The organism is Dyadobacter sp. HNCC25DJ183 (assembly GCF_056895175.1).
Window position 1 is genome coordinate 372,100 of sequence record NZ_JBXHAP010000003.1, and the last position, 20,285, is coordinate 392,384.

Consider the following 20,285-nt stretch of genomic DNA (forward strand, 5'->3'; position numbering starts at 1 on the left):
GTGCATTGTTATCTTCCGAATTAATATATTCTCTTGACGATCACCTTGCTGTTTGTCTGAGAAATCGCAAAATCTCTCGCATTCTCGTTTTCAGGGGCGATAAAGATCTGCTTCTTTTTCTTTCCGTCGGTACTTACCCAGTTGGCCGAGTAAATTTCGGGAAGGGTACCTGTGTAAATGGGGTGATTGTCCGACAGCATGAAGATCTCCTCTTCTTCGTAGGCCACTTCCAGGTCACTTCCTTCAATGATGTCGCAAATGATTTTTAATCCTCCCGAATCATCGTCCACCAGTCCTTTAATTCTGGCTTTCCCGTAGAAAGGGTCTTCTTCAAACTCCCAGCGAACGTAATATTCAATTACATTTCCTATCTGAGAATCAATATAGTCGGCGGTAAGCAGTTGTTCCTGGCGCATTTCGAAGCTGTTTTCTTGAACTCCTTTTACAAAAAAGCAATATAGTCCCAAACGAACCATGGGAGTTTAGCAAATGTAATCGGAAGCTTATTGTTTCCAAAAATTAATGAGTTGGCTTTCGCCATTATTTCCCAATGTACAAAATACATACCGACAGCCTAATGCGACAGTGAGAAAAGGTGTTGCATATAGCAGCAACAGTTAGCAAATGGAAGGTTTTTAAGGATCTTTTTAAAATAGCGCCCAGCTGCCGGGAAATGCATTTTTATAACCGCCGGGAACATAGCGGTACGATTTTTGCCCTCGGCTAGGTAACTCAAACAAAAAGGACAATGTCCTCTCACCTAGCCAAAGATCAATATGCAAAGAACTCGACGATTAAGTGGGCGTAGCTCCGCTATGGGCACGTTCATTTTTCTGAGGATCGGTTTGGTTTGCCTGCTGTTGTTTTTATTCAAGGTCAACAACACTCACGCACAACAGGTTACTCCAGACACAAGCCGAAAAGCAAAGCCGGATTCTACCATCCCGCAACCGGCAGCCAGGCCGGCCGCTGATACCCTCCCAAAACCAAAGATACCCGCTGACTCAGCAAACAAACCGGCGACAGCACCGGCCAAATCTTTACAGAGTTTTGATCCGCTGGTAAAGCCAACAACACCTCCCGATACGACTAAAAAAGCAGCTGCATTGACCGACTCCACTGCCTCACCGGCACGTCCGGATAGCCTCGGAACAAAAAGCCAGCCTGCAACGCAGCCGGCACAACCCGCCGCACAGCCCGGTCAACCTGCGGCACAGCCCGCCGACTCAGCTATCGCCAGCCCTGCCTCCCAGGAACTTGGCCCGGATGCCAGGTCCATTAAAGGGAAGGTAGTAGATGAAAAAGGCTCAGGAATGCCCGGTGTGGCCGTTTTGGTAAAAGGAACACAGATCCAGGCGATCACGGAACCCGATGGGTCATTTCAGATGAAAGTGCCCGCAAACGGTGGTACGCTGGTTTACAGCTTCGTAGGTTTTACCAAGAAAGAAACGCCGATCGGCAACCAGACTACATTCAATGTTCAGCTTCTGCCCGAGGCAAAAGCTTTGAAGGAGGTAGTGGTTGTGGGGTATGGTGCGCAAAGCAAACGCGACCTTGCTAGTTCAACTTCCAGGGTATCGGGTACAGAATATAAGTCGGCTGTGATCAACACGGTGGACCAGGCGATACAGGGACGAGCTACCGGCGTGCAGGTAACCGAAACTTCGGGCGAACCCGGCGCAGCTACGGTTGTGCGGATCAGGGGTAACAACTCACTCAGCGGTAATAATGAGCCGCTTTATGTAATTGACGGTTTTCCTATGCCGCCTTACCGCGAAGCAGGGGCCAATTTCACCGGCGCTACTTCGCAAAACGGCCTTTATGGTATTAACCCCAATGATATCGAAAGCATGGAGATCCTCAAAGATGCCTCTGCAACTGCTATCTACGGTTCGCGGGGCGCAAACGGGGTGGTTTTGATCACTACAAAATCAGGGAGGCGGGGTGAAGGTCGCGTGGAGCTGGTTAATAAAACTTCATTCGGCTCGGTTTCAAACCCGATCAAAATGATGAATTCGAGACAATATGCACAGGTGATCAACGAGAGTTACCTGCTGACAGGCCGCAATGCACCTTTCGCAAATCTCGACAGTGCGATGACGAATACCGACTGGGTTGCCGCCATCACACAACCCAGCTTCCGAGAAGATGTAACACTCAGCTTGTCGGGAGGCAGTCCGAAATCTTCCTACTACATTTCCGGAAATTATTTACAGGAAAAAGGTACGATTATCAATTCTGATAACAACCGGGCAAGTTTGCGCGTCAATCTTAACAATGAAATCAATGACTGGTATACTGTAAAAGGACAGGTTTCATTCAGCCGCCAGAAGACCAATCGCGCGGTTACTGCTTCGCGCGCCTGGCCAAGCTCGGGTGGTTTAATGGACGGACTGCGTGCTGCGCCTACATTGGAGTTGGATTATCTTGGAAATAACAGTATGGGTATTCCCAACTATTCGGGCTACTACTTTTCCAATCCGGTGAATGAGCTTACTGCAAAAACGGACGTGACGCAAAGCGACTACTCGATCCTGAATATCGAGAACTTCTTCAAGCTGACAGACGGGTTCAGCCTGGTCGTGAGCCTCGCCGGAAACCAGAACCTGACGCGCCGGAAGGTGTTTCTTCCTCCAACTACAGCAGAAGGAAACCCGGTAAAAGGAAAGGGAAGCAACAATACTTCGAACACATACAGCTACAACGTAAACGCCTATATGCAGTATGAGAAAACGTTCAAAAAGGATCATTATCTGAATACAACCCTTGGTGTGGAATATAACGACCAAACTGTTGAAATCGTCAACACCAATGCAACAGGCTATGATATACCGTTTTTCGGGATTGATAACATCGGTAGTGCCCAGTCTCAGGCGATCGGATCGTTTAAGGAAAAACGCATTCTCCAATCGGGCTTTTTGCGTGCCAATTACTCTTTCAAGGGCCGGTATGTACTGAATAGTTCGGTGCGGATCGACGGCGCTTCTGCATTTGCGGCGAACAATAAATATGGTGTGTTTCCATCCGTCGCGCTGGCCTGGAACCTCGATCAGGAAGAGTTTATGAAAGGAGTTACTTTCGTGTCCAATACCAAGCTCAGAGGTTCGTGGGGTGAAACAGGAAGTCAGGCGATTGCTCCCTATTCCTCGCTATCGCAATATTCAAGCGGGTTTTACGAAATGGGACCCCAGGGAGATGGGGCCGTCATAGGAACAGGTATTTTCCCGAATACCATTGCAAACCCGAACCTTTCCTGGGAAAGAACGCGCCAGCTTAACCTTGGTTTTGACTTTAACACTGCCAAAGACCGGCTCGTTTTCAGCTTTGATTACTATAACAAGGTTACCTCCGACCTGTTGCAACCCAGAAGGGTACCGACACAGGCGGGCGTGAGTACGATCATCGACAACTACGGTACCATGCGTAACCGGGGTTTTGAGCTGAGTATCACGGGTAATATCATTCAGAAAAAGAATGTAACCTTCTCAACGAGGCTGAACATTTCAAGGAATGTAAATACCCTGGTGGATTTGGGAGAGCGGACCCAGTCTGATTATGTGAGTTTGAATGGAAACTTGCTCGGTGGTGTATCCGGTATCCTCACGCCGGGACAGGAAGTAGGGCGGTTTTTCGGGTATAAAGTCGCCGGCTTGACGCAAACCACCGACTTTGACGCCAGCGGAAATCCTACTTTCGCCACATTCGAAGGCCCGCGGCCTGCTGGAAGCACAGGTACCCCGATATACGGCGCGTGGATTTACGACGACACAAACAAAGACAACATCATTACTGCCGACGATCGCGTGGTGTTAGGTAAGTCCAATCCCGACTTTACTTTCGGCTGGACATACGATCTAACCTGGAAGAACCTGGCAGTAAATGCATTGTTTACGGGTTCTGTTGGTAATGACGTGCTGAACCTCACCAACTTCTACATTATGAATGGGGTAGTGGAGTACAGCGGCGTCGGCTTCAACCAGTCGGAGGATTGGTTTAACAAAAGATACACGGAGGCTAATCCTCACAACGATCCTAAATATCCGGGTATCCAGAGAGGTATTGCGTCGGGCGATATCAATTCCACGATGCTGGAAGACGGAAGTTTTGTGCGGCTTAAAATGCTGAGTCTTTCGTACACATTCCCGCGACTTGGCCCCATTCAGAATCCGCGGCTATTTGTAACAGGTACCAACCTCTGGACTTTAACCAAATACACAGGCTTTGATCCCGAGGTAAGCTCCTACGCACAGTCACTGCTGCAGCAGGGGATTGATTATGGCGCCTATCCGACGCAGCGTTCCTACACCATCGGTATCTCATGCAATTTCTAATCCGACAAAAGCTTATGAAAAGTCATATAAAGATTTCAGTCCTGGCCTTGCTGACGATGCTCGCTTCCTGCAAAGGGAATCTGGAAGAATCTCCATATTCGTCGCTGAGTAAGGAAGTTGTGTTCAAAGATGAAGACGGCCTGAATCAGGCGACAATCGGCATTTACCACGCCTATACCGCCCCCGATTTCGGGGACATCAGCAACCGTTTCAACCTGACCGAATCGGGCCACCGCTATGCTACGGCAGGTATCCTCGGCTCAGGCGCAGACCCTTATTACAGATTCGGGCACAATGCGACTTCACCCGCATTCGAGTCGGTATGGAGCCGTTTTTACAAGATCATTTTCCGCGCTAATACCGTTATTGCGAATGCAAAAATGGCAGTTCCGGGCGAAGAGGAAGAGGCCGATCCGTACATTGCCGAAGCTCGTTTTCTAAGAGCTTACGCGTATTTTCATCTGGTAAGGCTGTTTGGCGGTGTGCCGCTGATTCTGGATGAAATCAAGTCGCTGGAAGATGAAGACCTGATATTTGCGCCCAGGTCAACCGATGTGGCAGTTTATGACGCCATTCTCGCAGATCTCACATTTGCCGAAGCAAACCTACCTGATTCGAGAGGAGGAGCTGAGCTGGGGCGCGTGTCGGCAGGAACAGCCAAAGCAATGCTGGGTAAAGTGTACCTTCAAATGGCAGGCCGCCCATTGAACCGGACAGAAAATTATCAGAAAGCCGTTGATATGCTCAGCCAGCTTGTGGGACCGGAGAATGAGGAAAAATATGATTTTGAGCTGCTACCAGACTTTACGGATGTTTTCTCGCTTGACAATGAGCGCAACCGTGAAATCGTACTTTCCTTCGGCTACTTTATCAATTCTTCACAGCCGAACGGAAGTATCCTCCCTTTCAATCTTTTTCCTTCCGGATTGGTAAATGGAGATGAACAAACCAACTACGGACTGACTTACAGCTTTTATCAATTGTTTGAAAAAACAGATCAGCGACGCGATTTTACGACGGTTCCGAGGTATACATTCCAGGGCACAGCCAGGGCGGGAGCGGAGCCGGGCGACAGCATTATCTATAACCCAACACTTGGTAATTATGTGGTGAAAAGAACCAATGCATCTTTCGCTCACGATGATTTCAAGTATGGAATTGCTTACGGAAAGCTGGCGCGGGTTGCACGTCCTGCCGGCTCTGCCGTGCAGGGGTACAGCACTGATTTGATTGAAATGCGTTTTCCTGATGTACTGCTCATGCTGGCAGAAGCATTGAATGAAACGGGCAAAAGTGCGCAGGCGCTGCCGCTCGTCAACCGTGTCCGTGCCAGGGCCAAAGCTTCTGCATTGCGGGCGGGTACCGTGGCCGAAATGCGGGCTGCGATCCGTCGTGAACGCCGACTGGAACTCAGCGGAGAGTTCAACACGGTGTACGATATCCGCCGCTGGGGAACGTTGAAAGAAGAGATAGCGGCAATGACCGAAGATCAGATCGTCGATAACATTCTGATCCCGTACTCAGAGCGCCTTGAAATTTACCCGATCCCGCAATCCCAAATCGACGCAAACCCAAATTTGCAGCAGAATCAGGGTTGGTAAGGATTGAAATTGCATTGATAACAAGACAAATAGCGGCCGGGCCAGGAAATAGTGTTACAACTATTCGGTCCGGCCGCTATTTGTTTGGACTTTCCGTGCTATTTTTAGGTAACAAATGGTTGTTATGACTCCCTTTATTCAAAAAGGAAAAGGTATTTTTATCCTGCTCCTGACTACGCTTCTCCTCGCTTCCTGCCAGAAGCAGCTTGCTGTTTCCAGCAATGACTACAAACAATACAGCATTGATCAGCAGACCGCCGAGGACTCCTCGATGGTGAAGTACTACCTTCCTTACAAAAAGAAAATGCAGGCTGAAATGAGCCGCGTGATCGGGCAAACGGAGCAGGCACTTACCAAGCCGGGAAACCCGGAAACGCTCCTCGGCAACTTCTTCGCGGACTTTATGCTGACGGAAGGCATGAAGCGCGAGCCTTCGATACAGTTTGCGCTCGCGACAAAAGGCGGCCTGCGGACTACCTGGACAAAAGGCGATATTACCGTTTCCAACGTTTTCGAGTTGATGCCATTTGAAAATGAAATTGTTGTCCTGAAACTGAATGGGGATAATGTGCAGGAGCTGGCTGATTTCGTGGCAAAGAAAAACGGACAACCGGTCTCGGGAATGCGGATGAAGATCCGGAATGGAAAAGCAGTTGATATCGAGATTGCGGGACAGCCTCTGGACAAAAACAAAACCTACGTATTGGTCACTTACGACTACCTGGCCGACGGCGGAGATGAACTGGACTTTCTTAAAAAAGGAGTAGAGCGAAGAGATATCGGGAGGAAAGTCCGCGATGCATTATTGGATTATATCAATGAACTAACCCGGCAGGGAAAGAAAATCAATGCCCAACTCGATGGAAGAATCACGATTGTCAATGAATAGCAGGAGGGAATTTTTGCGTAAAAGTCTGGGTGCGGCTGCATTCATGGGGTTGGGATCTGCGCCCTTAACTGCCTTCGGGAAAGATGCAACGGTCCAGCTTACGATATTGCACACCAACGATGTGCACAGCCAGATTGAACCATTCCCAATGGACGGCTCGCGTAATCAGGGACTCGGCGGCGTGGCCAGACGATCCGCTTTGATCACAAAGATCAGACAGGAACAGCCCAATGTGCTGCTGCTTGACGCAGGCGATATTTTTCAGGGAACACCATATTTCAATTTATACGGAGGTGAGGTGGAGATGGTAGCAATGAGCCGGATGGGCTACGATGCGGCCACCATGGGGAACCACGATTTTGACAACGGGATAGCCGGTTTTGCGAAACAGCTCCCGCATGCCAACTTTCCGTTCCTGGTAAGCAACTACAATTTTGAGAATACCGAGCTGCAAGGTAAAACGCGGCCTTATCAGGTATTTAAAAAACAGGGTGTCAAGGTGGGTGTATTTGGTTTAGGTATTCAGCTGCATGGTTTGGTCAACAAAAAGAATTACCTGGAAACGCAGTACCTGGATCCCATTGCCAAAGCCAATGAAACCGCCAGCTTGCTGAGAAATGAGCTTAAATGCGATCTCGTGGTTTGTTTGTCGCATTTGGGATATAAGTACCGGGATGATAAAGTGTCGGATTTGATCCTGGCCCGGTCGACGAGGAACATTGACCTGATTATTGGTGGCCATACGCACACTTTCATGAAAACACCCGAAGCGGTGATGAACCTCGACGCAAAGCCGACCACCATCAATCAGGTCGGATTTGCAGGAATTAATCTCGGAAGGCTTGACTACTTCTTTGACAGGGAATCGGGGCGACAGAAAATGGTATCTTCCGTTTATCCCATTCACGGTCAGGGCAGGGTATAACAAAGGGCGGCATTATTCCATATGGAGGAATTGCTGCCTTACTTTTTCTTCTTCCAGATCCAGCTGCGCCAGGTGCTGCCTTACCACCTCTTCCTCAAACATCGCCTTCTTATTGAATTTGTGCAGCAGCTCCCTTTTTCTTTCCAGGATTTCTTTGCTGATCGACTGGTATTGCGTCACATAATCGTGGCCGGAATGCTGCGGGTCACTTTCTCTTACGTGATTTAAAAAGCCTATATCGCTTTCGAGTTTGTATTTCAGGCTTTGCAGCAGCTCGTTGTGGGGCACCACGTCTGCATACTGTTCATTGATCAGGCTGAGCGCTTCCTGCGCAAGTTTACGCCGGATCAGCACATCCTGTTCCTGAACGGTAACATCGTAGTCCATTTCTTCGATATTCAGCATTTTGATCACCCACGGCAGCGTTAGTCCCTGAAAAACGAGTGTCACCATGATTACCACGAACGTAATAAAGAGGATCAGGTTGCGTTGCGGGAACGGTTGCCCCCCATTAATCAAATGCGGAATGGACAATGCGGCAGCTAATGAAACTACGCCGCGCATTCCTGTCCACCCGAAAGCAAGCGGCGCCCGCCAGCCGGGACTGCTGTCTGCTGTCCGGATGAATCTGCTGATAAAAACGGTAAACACAGACGCGCCCAACGTGCTGATAATGCGTGTGATGATGACGACAAGGGAAATAATCAATCCGTATTTGATGGCGTCAAAAAGCGAAGTATCTCCCAGCTGTTCTATGATAATCGGCAGTTCGAGTCCGATGAGCATGAATACGATTCCGTTGAGCACAAACCCGACCGTACTCCACACATTAACTCCCTGAATGCGGCTTAGGTGGCTTAAAATGCTGTGACTCCTGTCGGACAGGAACAAGCCGCCGGTTACCACCGCAATCACACCTGAATAGTGAAATTCTTCCGCCACGATGTACATGGTATAGGGAGCCACGAAAGTCAGGATGGTGTCGATACTTGGCGTTGTGGGCATCCACCGATGGATTGCGTAGAACAGCAATGCAATGCCGATACCGATAGCAAAACCCATGATTATGACCAGGAAAAAACTTGTCACAGCTTCTGCCAGGACAAACTGGCCGGTGATGATGGCAGCCAGTGCAAACCGGAATACGATAAGGCTGGACGCATCATTGAGCAGGCTCTCGCCTTCCACGATCGCAATCAGTCGTTTGGATACTTTTACATCTTTAAGAATGGAAGTAGCCGCAACTGCGTCCGGCGGAGAGATAATGCCGCCGAGTAGAAAACCAAGTGCAAGTGTAAAGCCCGGGATAATGGCTTTGGAGACAAATGCGATTACGCAGGAGGTGAAAATGACTATACCGAATGCAAAAGAGCCAATTACGCGCCGCCATTTCCAGAAGTCTTTCCAGGAAGTTTGCCACGCGGCTTCAAAAAGTAGCGGGGGCAAAAAGATCAGGAAGATCAGGTCGGGATTGATGTCAATCTGCGGAATGCCGGGAACAAAGCCGAGCACCAGTCCGCCAAGGACAAGCACGATCGGATAAGATACCTTGATCCGCTGCGCCAGCATTACCAGGAACAAAATGATGACAATGAGCGAAAGGTACAGAATGATATCGTTGTGCATACAGGCGTAGGAGTGAACTTATCTCACGTACAATTTAATACCATTTGTGGATTTAAGAACAATCTGGGGGTGCATTCCGACGGTGTGCGCAGGATCATTTTCAAAAGTAAAACGCTTGACCAGTGAGGCGAGCAGCAACTGCATTTCCATCATCGCAAATTGCTGTCCGATACATATCCGCGGACCTGCTCCAAAAGGCAGATAGTTGAATTTAGGCCGGTTCTTTACATTTTCAGGACTGAAATTACCGGGATTGAAAACAGAGGGGTTCTCCCATAAATGCGGGTTCCGGTGCAGCTCGAAAACGGACAAAAACACGGAGGTGCCTTTGGGAATGTGGTACCCTTCGATATCGCTGTTGATCACCGCCTCCCGTGTCATAGTCCAGGCAGGCGGGTACATCCGGAGCCCTTCTTCGACAACCTGCCGGGTATAAGGCATGCGCATCAGCTGCTCGAAAGTGGGCACATTATCAAAAATCTCAGTTTCTTCCCTGATCCGGCTGGTGATAGCAGGTTGTTTGGATAGCTCCCACAAGAGCCAGCTCAGGCCGGTCGCAGAGGTTTCGTGGCCGGCTGCAAACATGGTGATCGCCTCGTCGCGGATCTGCTGATCGTTCATTTGCTCGCCAGTATCTTCGTCGGTACTGTCCAGCAGGAGTTGAAGTAGATCATTAGGCGCGTCGCCCGACTTTCTTCTTTGCTCTATAAAATTAAAGATCAGCTTATTGAAGTAGCCCAGGTCGGTGCGGAAGTACTTATCTTCTCCGTTGATCGCCATTAATGGCCTGCGGTACGGCCTGCGCACGCGGGTCACCAGGTATTTCTGCGTACGTGTTACCTGCTTGTAAATCTGTGCTTTGTCTTCGCTTGTCATATTCCCAAACAGCGTTTTCAATGCGATATCCGAAGTGATCGCCATCATCTTGGCATCAATATCAATGGCTTCTTTCCCGCGAACCGCTTCCATATCGTCCAGAAAAGCTGCTGTGAGGTCGCCCATCGTGAGGAACAGTTCCTGTAAACGTTCCCGGTGAAAGGCAGGCTGAACCAGTCGCCGCTGCCGCAGCCAGAAATCGCCTTCGCTTGTGACCAGCCCATTGCCAAGCACGGGCTGCAGCATTTTGGAAGAGCTTCCTTTTTTGAAATCTTTATTATGCTGCTGCAGAATGTGTTTGAAAAATCCGGGATCGCGGCTGATCACAAACTCACGAAAGAGCCTGATCCTGAAAGTATCGCCACACTGATCGAAACCTTGCTGCAGAAAGTGCAGCGGGTCCTGTGCAAATTTGACAGCTCCTAACAAGCTGAATCTCCCGATCCGGTGTTGTGGTATAGTGCGCATGGTTTTGATTTTAAAGACGCATACAAGTAAATCATAGAAACGCAAAAAACCACCTGCAAGGCAGATGGTTTTGGTAAAATCGGTGTTGGCCTGACTTTATTTTTTGCCTGCGAAAGAACGCAGCATCCAGGTATTCTTTTCTTTAAACTGCATGAAACGGTTAACCATATCATTGGAACCGTCGTCACCGGCCTGCGAAGTAGCTTCGAGCAGCTCGCGTTCCAGCTCGATCAGCTTCGCCATATCGTCCAGGATCGCGTCCACCATAGCCAGGTCCTGCATTCCGATAGTATTGATCTCCTTGATCTGCGATTCATTGATATAATCCGCAAAACGACTGTGCGGCGCCTTTCCGAGTGTAAGTACACGTTCTGCAATCTCGTCGATCGTCAGCTGTGCATTTGTATAGAGCTCTTCAAATTTTACATGCAGTGTAAAAAAGTTCTGACCCTTTATATTCCAGTGGCATCCACGCAGTTTCTGGTAGTGAATGTGGTAGTTGGCGAGGTAATCATTGAGCAGGTCTACAACAGGTTTTACTTCCTGTTCATTGAGGCTGATTGCTTTGGCATCCATAATAGTAGCGTAAGATTGAAAATGGTGTTTCAGTTTATTTAAATCAACAAAATCGTACCAATATATCATATAACGCATTACTATACGTTAATCCGGTCGAAAATGAATAAAGTATGACAAACAGGACGGCCGCAGCGGCTGGAAATGTGAAAACGCGCATTTACGGCACGATACTTTATAGACAATTACTCACAATCCACTAATTATTTTAACCATGTTCATTGCAGAATTGAAAGGAAGATTGATCGCGATTTTATTGCTGTCAGGTGTTTTTGCAAACACAGTTGTAATGGCGCAGGCCAAAGAAGAAGAAAAGCTGGTTGCTGCTACTGCTGTTTTGGATGATTTTAATGAGATGCAGGAGAACATACCCGCACAGTTGCTGAATATTTCAAAGGGTGTAATCATTATACCTAAGATGATCAATGCAGGATTGATGGTGGGCGGTAAGTACGGCCGCGGCGTGGCGATGGTGAAAAAGGAGAATGGGGAATGGAGCGATCCTGTGTTTATCACCATTACCGGCGGAAGTATCGGTGCGCAGATCGGCGTGCAGGCTGTGGATCTGGTACTCGTATTCAAGAACAGTAAAACATTGCTTGAAATCGGGAAAGGAAGTTTTACACTTGGCGGAGATCTTTCGGTAGCAGCCGGGCCCATGGGGAGAAGCTCCTCTGCGCAGACAGATTACAAGCTGGAAGCGGAAGTGTATTCCTATTCGAGAAGCAAAGGATTGTTTGCCGGAATCACGATCAACGGAGCTGCATTGGCAGTAGATACCAAAGCCAACAATGAATTTTATGACGATTGGAAGGACGCAGGAACGGTCTTCAGAAGCTCGAATGTATCTTCAAAACCGGTAGAAGACCTGCGCGCCAGACTGGACGAATTTAACAAATAATGCAAGATGCCATCCTCGGTCGTTTCATCATACAGCTATGACGGAGATACGGAAACACTCAGGATCACCTACGTTTCCGGGATGGTCTACGACTATAAAAAAGTACCCCTGGAAGTGTATCAAGCCATGAAGGCCACCACATCCAAGGGTACTTTTTTGAATAAATATATCAAAGGTAACTTTGAATTTGAGCGGGTCGAAGGGAGCGTGCGCCATGCCCTTCGACTGCCCGGCGGCCCGGTCCGCTCAGACTGACAAGTAAGGAGCACTTGTCAGTCTGAGCGCAGTCGAAGACTCAGCCTTTCAAATAATGATCCACCGCCCTCGCGGTCAGTGCCATGTAGGTTAGGGAGGGGTTTTGGGTGGAGGTTGAGGTCATGCAGCCGCCGTCGGTGACGATTACGTTTGGACAATGGTGTAGCTGGTTCCATTTGTTGAGCATGGATGTTTTTGGGTCGTTGCCCATTCGGATGCCGCCCATTTCGTGGTTTTCACTGCCCGGGTTTCGTTTTGTATCTGCTGTTTTGATGTTTGTAAATCCTGCTTTAGACAACATTTCACTCAGCTCGGTATAAAAATCCTGAACCATTTTCATGTCGTTCTCATCGAATGCGACTGACATCCGTAGCTGTGGGATACCCCAGGCATCGGTGAGCGTCGGGTGCAGACTGATCATATTGCTTTCTTTCGGCAGCGTTTCTCCCATCATCTGAGTACCGATGCTCCAACCGCTCTCGTCCGGCGCAAAGAGGCTCGCTTTCAGATCTTCACCAATACCATTGTTGGCATTGCCCATTTTCGACGCGCTCATGGAAACTGCATAGCCGCGGAGGAAGTCTGTTTCCTGTTTGAAAACGTTCCTGAATCTTGGGATGTAAGCGCCGTTCGGGCGGCGACCGTCGGTGGTACGATCGTGAAACCCGTCGAACTCGGCACTGACCCGGCCGCGGTAATTGTGAAAACCAATGTATTTACCCAGCGTACCGCTGTCGTTTCCGAGTCCATCGGGAAAGCGGCTCGACCGGGAGTTGAGAAGGATCAGGTTGGAGTTAATGGCAGACGCATTGATGAAAATCACTTTTGCATAGTATTCGCTCATTTCCTTGGTGATCGCATCTACCACCCGCACGCCGGTAGCTCTTTTTTTCTTCTCGTCATAAATAACCGAATGCACCACCGAATGCGGCCGGAGCGTGAGGTTCCCCGTCTTTTCAGCCCAGGGTAAAGTAGAAGAGTTTGTACTGAAATACCCTCCAAACGGGCAGCCGCGCTGACACATGTTCCTGTGCTGGCATTTTGCCCGGCCTTGTTCCAGGTGTACAGGCTGCGGATCAGTGATGTGTGCTGCTCTGCCAATGATAATTGGTCGCGTATTCTTATAGTTTTTGGCAGTTTGATCAGTGAAATGCTTTTCAACGCAGCTCATTTCGTGCGGCGGAAGAAATTCACCATCAGGTAACTGCGGGAGCCCGTCTTTGTTTCCCGAAATACCTGCAAATTTCTCTACGTAGCTGTACCAGGGAGCAATATCCTTGTACCTGATCGGCCAGTCGATCCCAAAACCGTCGCGGGCGGGACCTTCAAAATCGTAATCCGACCAGCGCTGCGTTTGTCTTGCCCACAACAGCGACCGGCCGCCTACCTGGTAGCCGCGCATCCAGTCGAAAGGTTTTTCCTGCACATAAGGGTGGAATGCATCTTTGACAACAAAATGCATGGCGTCCTCTTTGAAAATATAATGTTTGCTGGCAATCGGATTGGCTTCACGTATCGCCAGCGAAGGCTGACCCCGGTGCTCAAATTCCCAGGGAAGCATATTGGTAGTAGGGTAGTCGACAATGTGCTTTACATCCTGCCCTCGTTCCAGCACCAGCGTTTTCAAGCCTTTTTGAGTTAATTCTTTGGCAGCCCAGCCGCCGCTAATGCCCGTTCCAACCACGATTGCATCAAATGTCCGGGCTTTTTCCGCATCAATATTGAAGTATGCCATTTCTGTTTTTACCGTTCAGGGTTTCTTTTTCCATAAATTGGGCAGCAGCTTGTCGTGCAGGAGCATCCGCCAGGTACCCCAGTCGTGCGCGCCTTCGCCGCCAATGAAATACTCGTGTTTTACGCCGATTTTGTCGAGCGCCGCGTGCGTTGCTGCTGATCTTTTCCCAACGAAATCCAGTTCGCCGCTTCCCAGACCCACCAGCAGGTAATCCACTTTGTCTTTGATTTTTGGATCATTGAAAAAGGCCGGATTCAGCTTTTCAGGTTCCAGGTCTCCCGCACTCAGGATACCAAACGAACTAAACAGATCAATCGCATTGAAGCCGACTGCCTGCGTATGCCGGCCGCCCATTGATAGTCCCGAGATAGCACGCGATTTCCTGTCTTTAACCGTACTATAATGCGAATCAACAAATGGTATGATCTGCTTTCTCAATTCATCCTCAAAAAGCTGGTAAGTTTTCTGTAAATGCTGCGGGTCAGAGCGGTGCAACACCTGGTTATTGGGCATTGCGATAATCATCGGCGTGATCTTTCCTGCTGCTAAGAGGTTGTCCGCTATGAAGTTGGCTCGACCGTCGAGCTCCCATCCATTGGCAAGCTCGCCGCTTCCGCCGAGCAGGTACAATACCGGGTACTTCTTCTTCGGATCGTAGCCCGGCGGAGTATACACGAACATTTCACGCTCGCCATTCAGCACATCCGAATGGTAAATGTGGCGGGTTACACTTCCGTGCGGCACTTTTTGTGCATCGTAATAGGCAGGTTTGCTGTCGTGCACTACCACATTGCTGTACCCCGGCTGGTTTGCGCTGCCGGTCAGTGTATTATTGGGATCAACAACCGGCACTCCGTCGAGCAAGATCCGGTATACATAAATATTCGGCGTCACCGGGCCTACTGTGAGCGACCAGTTGCCTTCATTGTCTTTGGTAAAAGGGATCGGGCCCTTCGATTTCAGGGCCAGCAAAATCGGTCCGCCGGTAAGTGCGACCTTCTGTGCATCCGGTGCTTTGAGCCGGAACGTGATCTTGTGATCATCGTGCACCTCGGGCGAAATCACGCTACCTCCGTAAGGCACCAGGTTTTGTGTGTTTTTTTGCGGATTAAAATCCAGGTTTACATTGGCTTGCTGCGCGTAAACAGCCTGGGCAGCGACCAGGGTTGCGGAAACAAGCAGCGCATGTCTGAGTATTTTCTTCAAAGTCGGGATGTATAAAGTAGCGGCGCGAGCCTAATATATGGATAAGACGAAAAATCGGCCGGAATACCTGTCACGCAAGGATCGCTTTTACCAGATTTCCGTGCACGTCGGTCAGCCGGAAGCGGCGGCCCTGAAATTTATAGGTAAGCCGCTCGTGGTCTACGCCCATCAAATGCATTAAAGTGGCGTGAAAATCGTGTACATGCACCGGATCTTTCACGATGTTGTAGCTGAAATCGTCCGTTTCTCCATAGCTCAGCCCAGCCTTCACGCCCGCGCCCGCCATCCACATGGTAAAGCACCTGGGGTGATGGTCGCGGCCGTAATCATCTGCGGTCAGTTTGCCCTGCGAGTATACTGTCCGCCCGAATTCTCCTCCCCAGATCACCAGTGTATCATCCAGCAAGCCACGTCTTTTCAGGTCGATAATCAATGCGGCGGTGGCCTGGTCGGTGTCTTTGCATTGCTTCGCTATCCCTTTTGGTAAGCCGCCATGCTGGTCCCAGCCCTGGTGATAAAGCTGTACAAACTTTACATCCTTTTCCAGCAGCTTTCTTGCCAGAATGCAATTGGCCGCATAAGTGCCCGCGTCGCGGCTGTCAGGACCATAGAGCTCGAACACTTCGTCGGGCTCCTGGCTGGTATCCATCACCTCCGGCACCGAAGTCTGCATTCTGAACGCCATTTCGTATTGGGCAATGCGGTTCGCGATCTCAGGATCACCGTAGGAATCGTTTTGGAGTTGATTGAGTTGGGTTAAATATTGCAACATTTCTGCGCGGTCTGCACCGTCGTAACCCTCGGGATTGTTCAAAAACAAAACCGGATCCTTACCTGACCTGAACTGGACTCCCTGGTGCCTGGATTCCAGGAATCCATTGCCCCAGAGCCGGGCATAGAGCGGCTGGTCTTTGGGCGCGTTTTTGGAGACGAGGACAATGAATGTAGGTAAATTGTGATTGTCTGAACCCAACCCGTAGCTTACCCACGAGCCGATAGACGGTCGGCCGGGAAACTGGTTTCCTGTTTGAAAAAATGTAATCGCCGGATCATGGTTGATCGCCTCGGAATAAATCGATTTTACAATGCAAAGATCATCGACAACCTGCGCGGTGTAGGGCAGCAGCTCACTTACCCAGGTATTGTTTTTTCCGTGCTGATTGAATTGATAGATCGAAGGTACCATCGGCAATGCACTCTGGCTGGCGCTCATGCCCGTAAGCCGCTGGCCTTTTCTGACGGAATCAGGCAGATCCTGACCGGCCAGGTTCACCAGTTTCGGTTTATAATCAAATGTTTCGAACTGCGACGGGCCGCCGCTCATAAAAAGGTAAACGACGCGTTTGGCTTTTGGGGCAATGTGCGGCAAAGCTTTGAGAATGTCCGCTTCCAGATCGGTCCCGCCTGTCGCATTCCGACTTCCTGAGCCAGTTACTTTACCCAATCCCAAGAGTGAGCCCATTGCCAACGCACCTAATCCCAGGGAGGTCTTGGTTAAAAACCGCCTGCGATCCAGCTTGTGGTGCAAGGCATCAAAGTCTGGTGAATGCAGTCGGAATTCGTCTTTGTGGTGGTGTGACATCGCTTATCTTTTGGTTAAACTGGCGTCAGAATTGAGAATTGTACTTGCTACCACGCTGTTGGCTGCCACCATCGCCGGCTCCACCTTCATCGTAACCCTGTATTGACCGCTTCCAAGCCAGCCTTGTGCCTTTTCAGGGTATTTGTCAAATTTTTCTCTTTGCAATTTTTGGAGTGCGATCAGCAAGTCCAGTTCCTTTGGCGGAGGCATTTTGCCGGTGAGCTTGCGGTATGCAATGGTTATGGCAGCTTTTGGGTCGGCTATTCTGGTCATTTGTTCGCCCAAAACCTTGCATGCTTCCACAAACGTGGGGTCGTTCAATGTGACCAGTGCCTGCAATGGCGTGTTGGTTTTCTGTCTTCTGACCACACAAAAGCTGCGCGAAGTGGCGTCGAAAGTGGAGAGTGTCGGGTGAGGTACCGAGCGTTTCACAATCACATACAAGCTCCGGCGGTAAACTGCATCGCCGGAATCGGGTACATAATTGCTGCTGTTGATGGACCACAAACCTTCTGGCTGATAGGGTTTAATGCTTTGACCGCCAATTTTCCTGTTTAATAATCCGCTTGCAAGCAGCGCATTGTCGCGGATCATTTCTGCCGACATTCTGTTGGAAGGCCCCCGGGCAAGCAGCCGGTTGTCGGGATCCCGCTCTTTTACCTCGCGGCTCACGCGCGAATCCTGGCGGTAAGTAGCCGACATGGCGATCAGCTTGTTCAGCTTTTTCATATCCCAGCCGGATTCCCGGAAAGTCACTGCCAGCCAGTCGAGCAGCTCGGGGTGGCTGGGCATTTCTCCCTGGTTGCCGAAATCTTCGGTGGTTTTCACCAGGCCGGTACCAAAGAAGTTTTGCCAGAGCCTGTTTACTGCCACGCGGGCGGTAAGCGGGTGTTCCGGCGCTACCAGCCACTGCGCGAGTCCGTACCGGTTTTTGGGTAAATGTTTGGGGAATGCAAGAATGGAGGCAGGAGTAGCAGGGTACACTTTTTCGCCGGGCGCATCGTAATTTCCCCTGAGCAGCACCCGCGCCTGCTTAGGTTTCGGCATTTCCTCCATTACCATCAGCTCAGGGACATTTTCGAGTGAATCGGACAGTAAGGTGCGGTTTCGCTGCAATGAGGCGCGCATTGCGGCAGCTTCCTTGCTTTCTGCCGCCAGGTAATAGTTTTTCAGGATCTGCTTTTCGTCGGCTGATAGCTGTGCGGGCAACCTGGACGCGAGCTCTTTCCAGGATACTTTTTGGGCAAGAACAGGGATCTCAAAGGGAGTTAATGCGCGATTGTAAACCGTAATGTCGTCAACCTGTCCGCCTGTCAATCCAAAGCCGCGCCACCAGGCACCGATCTGCAAACCCGGCTGAACCGCTGATTTGAACAAAATATCTTTTGTAAGCTGGTCCATTGTTGTTTCCATTGCCAGCTCTGCTCCGTCCTGGAAAAGCCTGAAACCCGCTGCCTGCGACGAACCGTCGTATTGCATTGTTAAATGGATCCATTTGTTTCGGGTGACCGGCTGCTTTGAAATCCGGGTAATCGCGTCGGAAGGAGCAGTGTGCGCCATGTTAATTTCCAATCGGTCATTTTTGAGGTATAAATGGTAGCCACGGAAGTTATAGAGCCGCTCCGCCTGACTTTTATGGAATATGACGCCCTCTTTCAGATCTCCCGGAATGAATACGCGGATACCAATGCTGAAAGGTTCTGATTTCCTGAAAACACCAGCCTGTCCCAGGTCCAGGTACACATCCCCATTCAAATGCAGGGCTTTGCCGCCGGGCGTATCTGTAAACTCAGGTTCTCCCGCCGGGCTACCTGATTCGCGTTTCATGGTACCTGCATTTTTCGGGTTAATGGCATCTTTCAGCGTGCCATTGTCAAACGAGAACTGAGCTTGCAGACCACTTTGAGGGATAGTTTGTTTAGAAAGTTTGCGGTATGCGCCCTTTGCTATCCATTGATCAAAATCAACATCAGCCTTCGCTTCTGTTTGTTTGAGGCTGTCTTCCGATTGTTTGATCCGGGTTTTGATAAATTCCAGCACTTTTTCCTGCTGTGGACTAGGCAGCAGCAGAGTAGGAGTGGGCAGGGCGTCGTCCCAGGAAATTTGTCCTGCCTCTTTTACATTATTGAAGAAGCTGAAAAGTTCGTAGTAGTTTTTCTGCGAAACGGGATCGTATTTGTGATCGTGGCACTTGGCGCAGCTCACCGAAAGCCCGAGGAATGCATCTCCGAAAGTGTTGGTACGATCAACCACATACTCCGTCTGAAATTCTTCTTCAATGATCCCGCCTTCCATATTCTGCTGGTGGTTCCGATTGAATGCGGTCGCAATCCGCATATCTTTTGTTGGATTCGGCATTAAGTCACCGGCGAGCTGCCAGGCGATAAACTGATCATAATGCATGTTCCTGTTGAATGCGCCGATCACCCAGTCACGGTACGGCGACATATCCCGCATCCTGTCCACCGTATACCCGTGCGAGTCTGCAAAACGTGCGAGGTCGAGCCAGTCTACGGCCATTTTTTCACCATAATGGGGAGACGCAATCAGCCTGTCGACCTGTTTCTCATATGCATTGGCGGTATTATCTTTCAAAAAACGATCCATTTCTTCCAAAGTCGGCGGCAGGCCGGTCAGGTCAAGGGATACTCTCCTCAGCAGCAGCTCCTTACCTGCCTGTGCGGAAGGTTGCAGCTTTTCTTCTTCCAGTTTTTGAAAAATAAAATGATCGATCGGGTTAACGGCAAGATTTGTCCATTGGGTAGCAGGTACCTCCTGTTTTTCGGGCTTCACAAACGCCCAATGCGGCTGGTATACGGCACCTTCCCTGATCCACTTGATCAGTACTGCTTTCTCATTCGCCGAAAGCGAAAGGTGCGACTCCGGAGTGGGCATTACATACTCAGGATCAGCGGAGATAATGCGGTGAAAGAATTCACTATCAGCGAGATCGCCCGGCTCAATCGCTGCCCGGCCGGATGTTTTGGAGATTTTTTCGTAGGCGGACCCGGGAAGGTCCAGCCGCAAACCGCCTTTTTGCTTGGCCTTGTCAGGCCCGTGGCAGGCAAAGCATTTATCTGAAAGAACCGGTTTTACATGGCGGTTGTAATCCAGTTTATCCGGCAACTCCGCCATTGCCACTTCCACTTCGTCGGGAAGCTGCGGTGAGCAAGTGGTGAAACCATAGCAGGCAAAACAACAGATTAAATAAACGATCGCCTTTTTCATCTGAGGTAAAAGCGGTTCTTTATCTAAATATAATTTAAGATTTACTATAATGGCATATTATTAGCATGTCTTCTAAAAACCTTACA

Annotated in this window: 14 protein-coding genes; 6 read left to right on the top strand and 8 right to left on the bottom strand. The window is 49.7% G+C overall.

All coding sequences use genetic code 11. The annotated features are described in order from the left end of the window. Positions 1 to 20: 20 nt before the first annotated feature. Positions 21 to 416: a hypothetical protein gene (locus AC1XTG_RS09025; protein ID WP_056289558.1), complete on the bottom strand. Its 396-nt coding sequence runs from the start codon at positions 414 to 416 to the stop codon at positions 21 to 23. A gap of 399 nt (positions 417 to 815) precedes the next feature. Here AC1XTG_RS09025 and AC1XTG_RS09030 point away from each other — a divergent pair, with 399 nt between their 5' ends. From AC1XTG_RS09030 to AC1XTG_RS09045, 4 genes are all read left to right on the top strand, one after another. Next, positions 816 to 4,331: a SusC/RagA family TonB-linked outer membrane protein gene (locus AC1XTG_RS09030; RefSeq protein WP_484841726.1), complete on the top strand. Its 3,516-nt coding sequence runs from the start codon at positions 816 to 818 to the stop codon at positions 4,329 to 4,331. Between the two features lie 14 nt (positions 4,332 to 4,345). Next, the gene (locus AC1XTG_RS09035) at positions 4,346 to 5,932 is read left to right on the top strand and encodes a RagB/SusD family nutrient uptake outer membrane protein (RefSeq protein ID WP_484841727.1); all 1,587 of its coding nucleotides are present in this window, start codon (positions 4,346 to 4,348) and stop codon (positions 5,930 to 5,932) included. A gap of 124 nt (positions 5,933 to 6,056) precedes the next feature. Next, positions 6,057 to 6,821 carry a 5'-nucleotidase C-terminal domain-containing protein gene (locus AC1XTG_RS09040; protein ID WP_484841728.1) on the top strand — a complete coding sequence of 255 codons (765 nt, stop codon included), beginning with the start codon at positions 6,057 to 6,059 and terminating at the stop codon, positions 6,819 to 6,821. After that, positions 6,793 to 7,746, top strand: coding sequence for a bifunctional metallophosphatase/5'-nucleotidase (locus AC1XTG_RS09045; protein ID WP_484841729.1), 954 nt, complete (start codon positions 6,793 to 6,795; stop codon positions 7,744 to 7,746). The genes AC1XTG_RS09040 and AC1XTG_RS09045 overlap by 29 nt, the downstream gene beginning before the upstream one ends. 12 nt (positions 7,747 to 7,758) lie before the next feature. On the opposite strand, the gene AC1XTG_RS09050 is transcribed toward AC1XTG_RS09045, so the two are convergent. The 3 genes from AC1XTG_RS09050 to AC1XTG_RS09060 all read right to left on the bottom strand — a co-directional run bounded on the left by AC1XTG_RS09050 (position 7,759) and on the right by AC1XTG_RS09060 (position 11,292). Continuing rightward, a complete protein-coding gene (locus AC1XTG_RS09050) occupies positions 7,759 to 9,372 on the bottom strand; it encodes a Na+/H+ antiporter (RefSeq protein ID WP_056289548.1) in 1,614 nt (537 codons plus the stop codon). An 18-nt stretch (positions 9,373 to 9,390) separates the two neighbouring features. Then, on the bottom strand, positions 9,391 to 10,716 hold the full coding sequence (locus AC1XTG_RS09055; protein ID WP_484841730.1) for a cytochrome P450: 1,326 nt from the start codon (positions 10,714 to 10,716) through the stop codon (positions 9,391 to 9,393). A 96-nt stretch (positions 10,717 to 10,812) separates the two neighbouring features. Beyond that, positions 10,813 to 11,292, bottom strand: a complete 480-nt coding sequence (locus AC1XTG_RS09060) for a Dps family protein (protein WP_056290541.1) — start codon at positions 11,290 to 11,292, stop codon at positions 10,813 to 10,815. Between the two features lie 214 nt (positions 11,293 to 11,506). Between AC1XTG_RS09060 and AC1XTG_RS09065 the strand changes: the two genes are divergently transcribed. Then, positions 11,507 to 12,193, top strand: coding sequence for a lipid-binding SYLF domain-containing protein (locus AC1XTG_RS09065; protein WP_056289539.1), 687 nt, complete (start codon positions 11,507 to 11,509; stop codon positions 12,191 to 12,193). A 6-nt stretch (positions 12,194 to 12,199) separates the two neighbouring features. After that, positions 12,200 to 12,448 carry a KTSC domain-containing protein gene (locus tag AC1XTG_RS09070; protein ID WP_484841731.1) on the top strand — a complete coding sequence of 83 codons (249 nt, stop codon included), beginning with the start codon at positions 12,200 to 12,202 and terminating at the stop codon, positions 12,446 to 12,448. 40 nt (positions 12,449 to 12,488) lie between these two features. Here AC1XTG_RS09070 and AC1XTG_RS09075 read toward each other — a convergent pair whose 3' ends face one another. The 4 genes from AC1XTG_RS09075 to AC1XTG_RS09090 all read right to left on the bottom strand — a co-directional run bounded on the left by AC1XTG_RS09075 (position 12,489) and on the right by AC1XTG_RS09090 (position 20,199). Next, positions 12,489 to 14,183 (bottom strand): GMC oxidoreductase, encoded by a 1,695-nt coding sequence (locus AC1XTG_RS09075; protein ID WP_056289526.1) that lies wholly within the window; start codon positions 14,181 to 14,183, stop codon positions 12,489 to 12,491. Between the two features lie 15 nt (positions 14,184 to 14,198). Next, a complete protein-coding gene (locus tag AC1XTG_RS09080) occupies positions 14,199 to 15,389 on the bottom strand; it encodes an alpha/beta hydrolase-fold protein (protein ID WP_484841732.1) in 1,191 nt (396 codons plus the stop codon). A gap of 70 nt (positions 15,390 to 15,459) precedes the next feature. Continuing rightward, on the bottom strand, positions 15,460 to 16,971 hold the full coding sequence (locus AC1XTG_RS09085) for a DUF1501 domain-containing protein (RefSeq protein WP_484841733.1): 1,512 nt from the start codon (positions 16,969 to 16,971) through the stop codon (positions 15,460 to 15,462). A gap of 3 nt (positions 16,972 to 16,974) precedes the next feature. After that, positions 16,975 to 20,199, bottom strand: a complete 3,225-nt coding sequence (locus tag AC1XTG_RS09090; protein WP_484841734.1) for a DUF1553 domain-containing protein — start codon at positions 20,197 to 20,199, stop codon at positions 16,975 to 16,977. Positions 20,200 to 20,285 lie beyond the last annotated feature (86 nt).

Coding starts and splice junctions, on each gene's coding strand:
- AC1XTG_RS09025 (WP_056289558.1), bottom strand. CDS start 416: ATGCGCCAGGAACAACTGCTTACCGCCGACTATATTGATTCTCAGATA.
- AC1XTG_RS09030 (WP_484841726.1), top strand. CDS start 816: ATGGGCACGTTCATTTTTCTGAGGATCGGTTTGGTTTGCCTGCTGTTG.
- AC1XTG_RS09035 (WP_484841727.1), top strand. CDS start 4,346: ATGAAAAGTCATATAAAGATTTCAGTCCTGGCCTTGCTGACGATGCTC.
- AC1XTG_RS09040 (WP_484841728.1), top strand. CDS start 6,057: ATGACTCCCTTTATTCAAAAAGGAAAAGGTATTTTTATCCTGCTCCTG.
- AC1XTG_RS09045 (WP_484841729.1), top strand. CDS start 6,793: ATGGAAGAATCACGATTGTCAATGAATAGCAGGAGGGAATTTTTGCGT.
- AC1XTG_RS09050 (WP_056289548.1), bottom strand. CDS start 9,372: ATGCACAACGATATCATTCTGTACCTTTCGCTCATTGTCATCATTTTG.
- AC1XTG_RS09055 (WP_484841730.1), bottom strand. CDS start 10,716: ATGCGCACTATACCACAACACCGGATCGGGAGATTCAGCTTGTTAGGA.
- AC1XTG_RS09060 (WP_056290541.1), bottom strand. CDS start 11,292: ATGGATGCCAAAGCAATCAGCCTCAATGAACAGGAAGTAAAACCTGTT.
- AC1XTG_RS09065 (WP_056289539.1), top strand. CDS start 11,507: ATGTTCATTGCAGAATTGAAAGGAAGATTGATCGCGATTTTATTGCTG.
- AC1XTG_RS09070 (WP_484841731.1), top strand. CDS start 12,200: ATGCCATCCTCGGTCGTTTCATCATACAGCTATGACGGAGATACGGAA.
- AC1XTG_RS09075 (WP_056289526.1), bottom strand. CDS start 14,183: ATGGCATACTTCAATATTGATGCGGAAAAAGCCCGGACATTTGATGCA.
- AC1XTG_RS09085 (WP_484841733.1), bottom strand. CDS start 16,971: ATGTCACACCACCACAAAGACGAATTCCGACTGCATTCACCAGACTTT.
- AC1XTG_RS09090 (WP_484841734.1), bottom strand. CDS start 20,199: ATGAAAAAGGCGATCGTTTATTTAATCTGTTGTTTTGCCTGCTATGGT.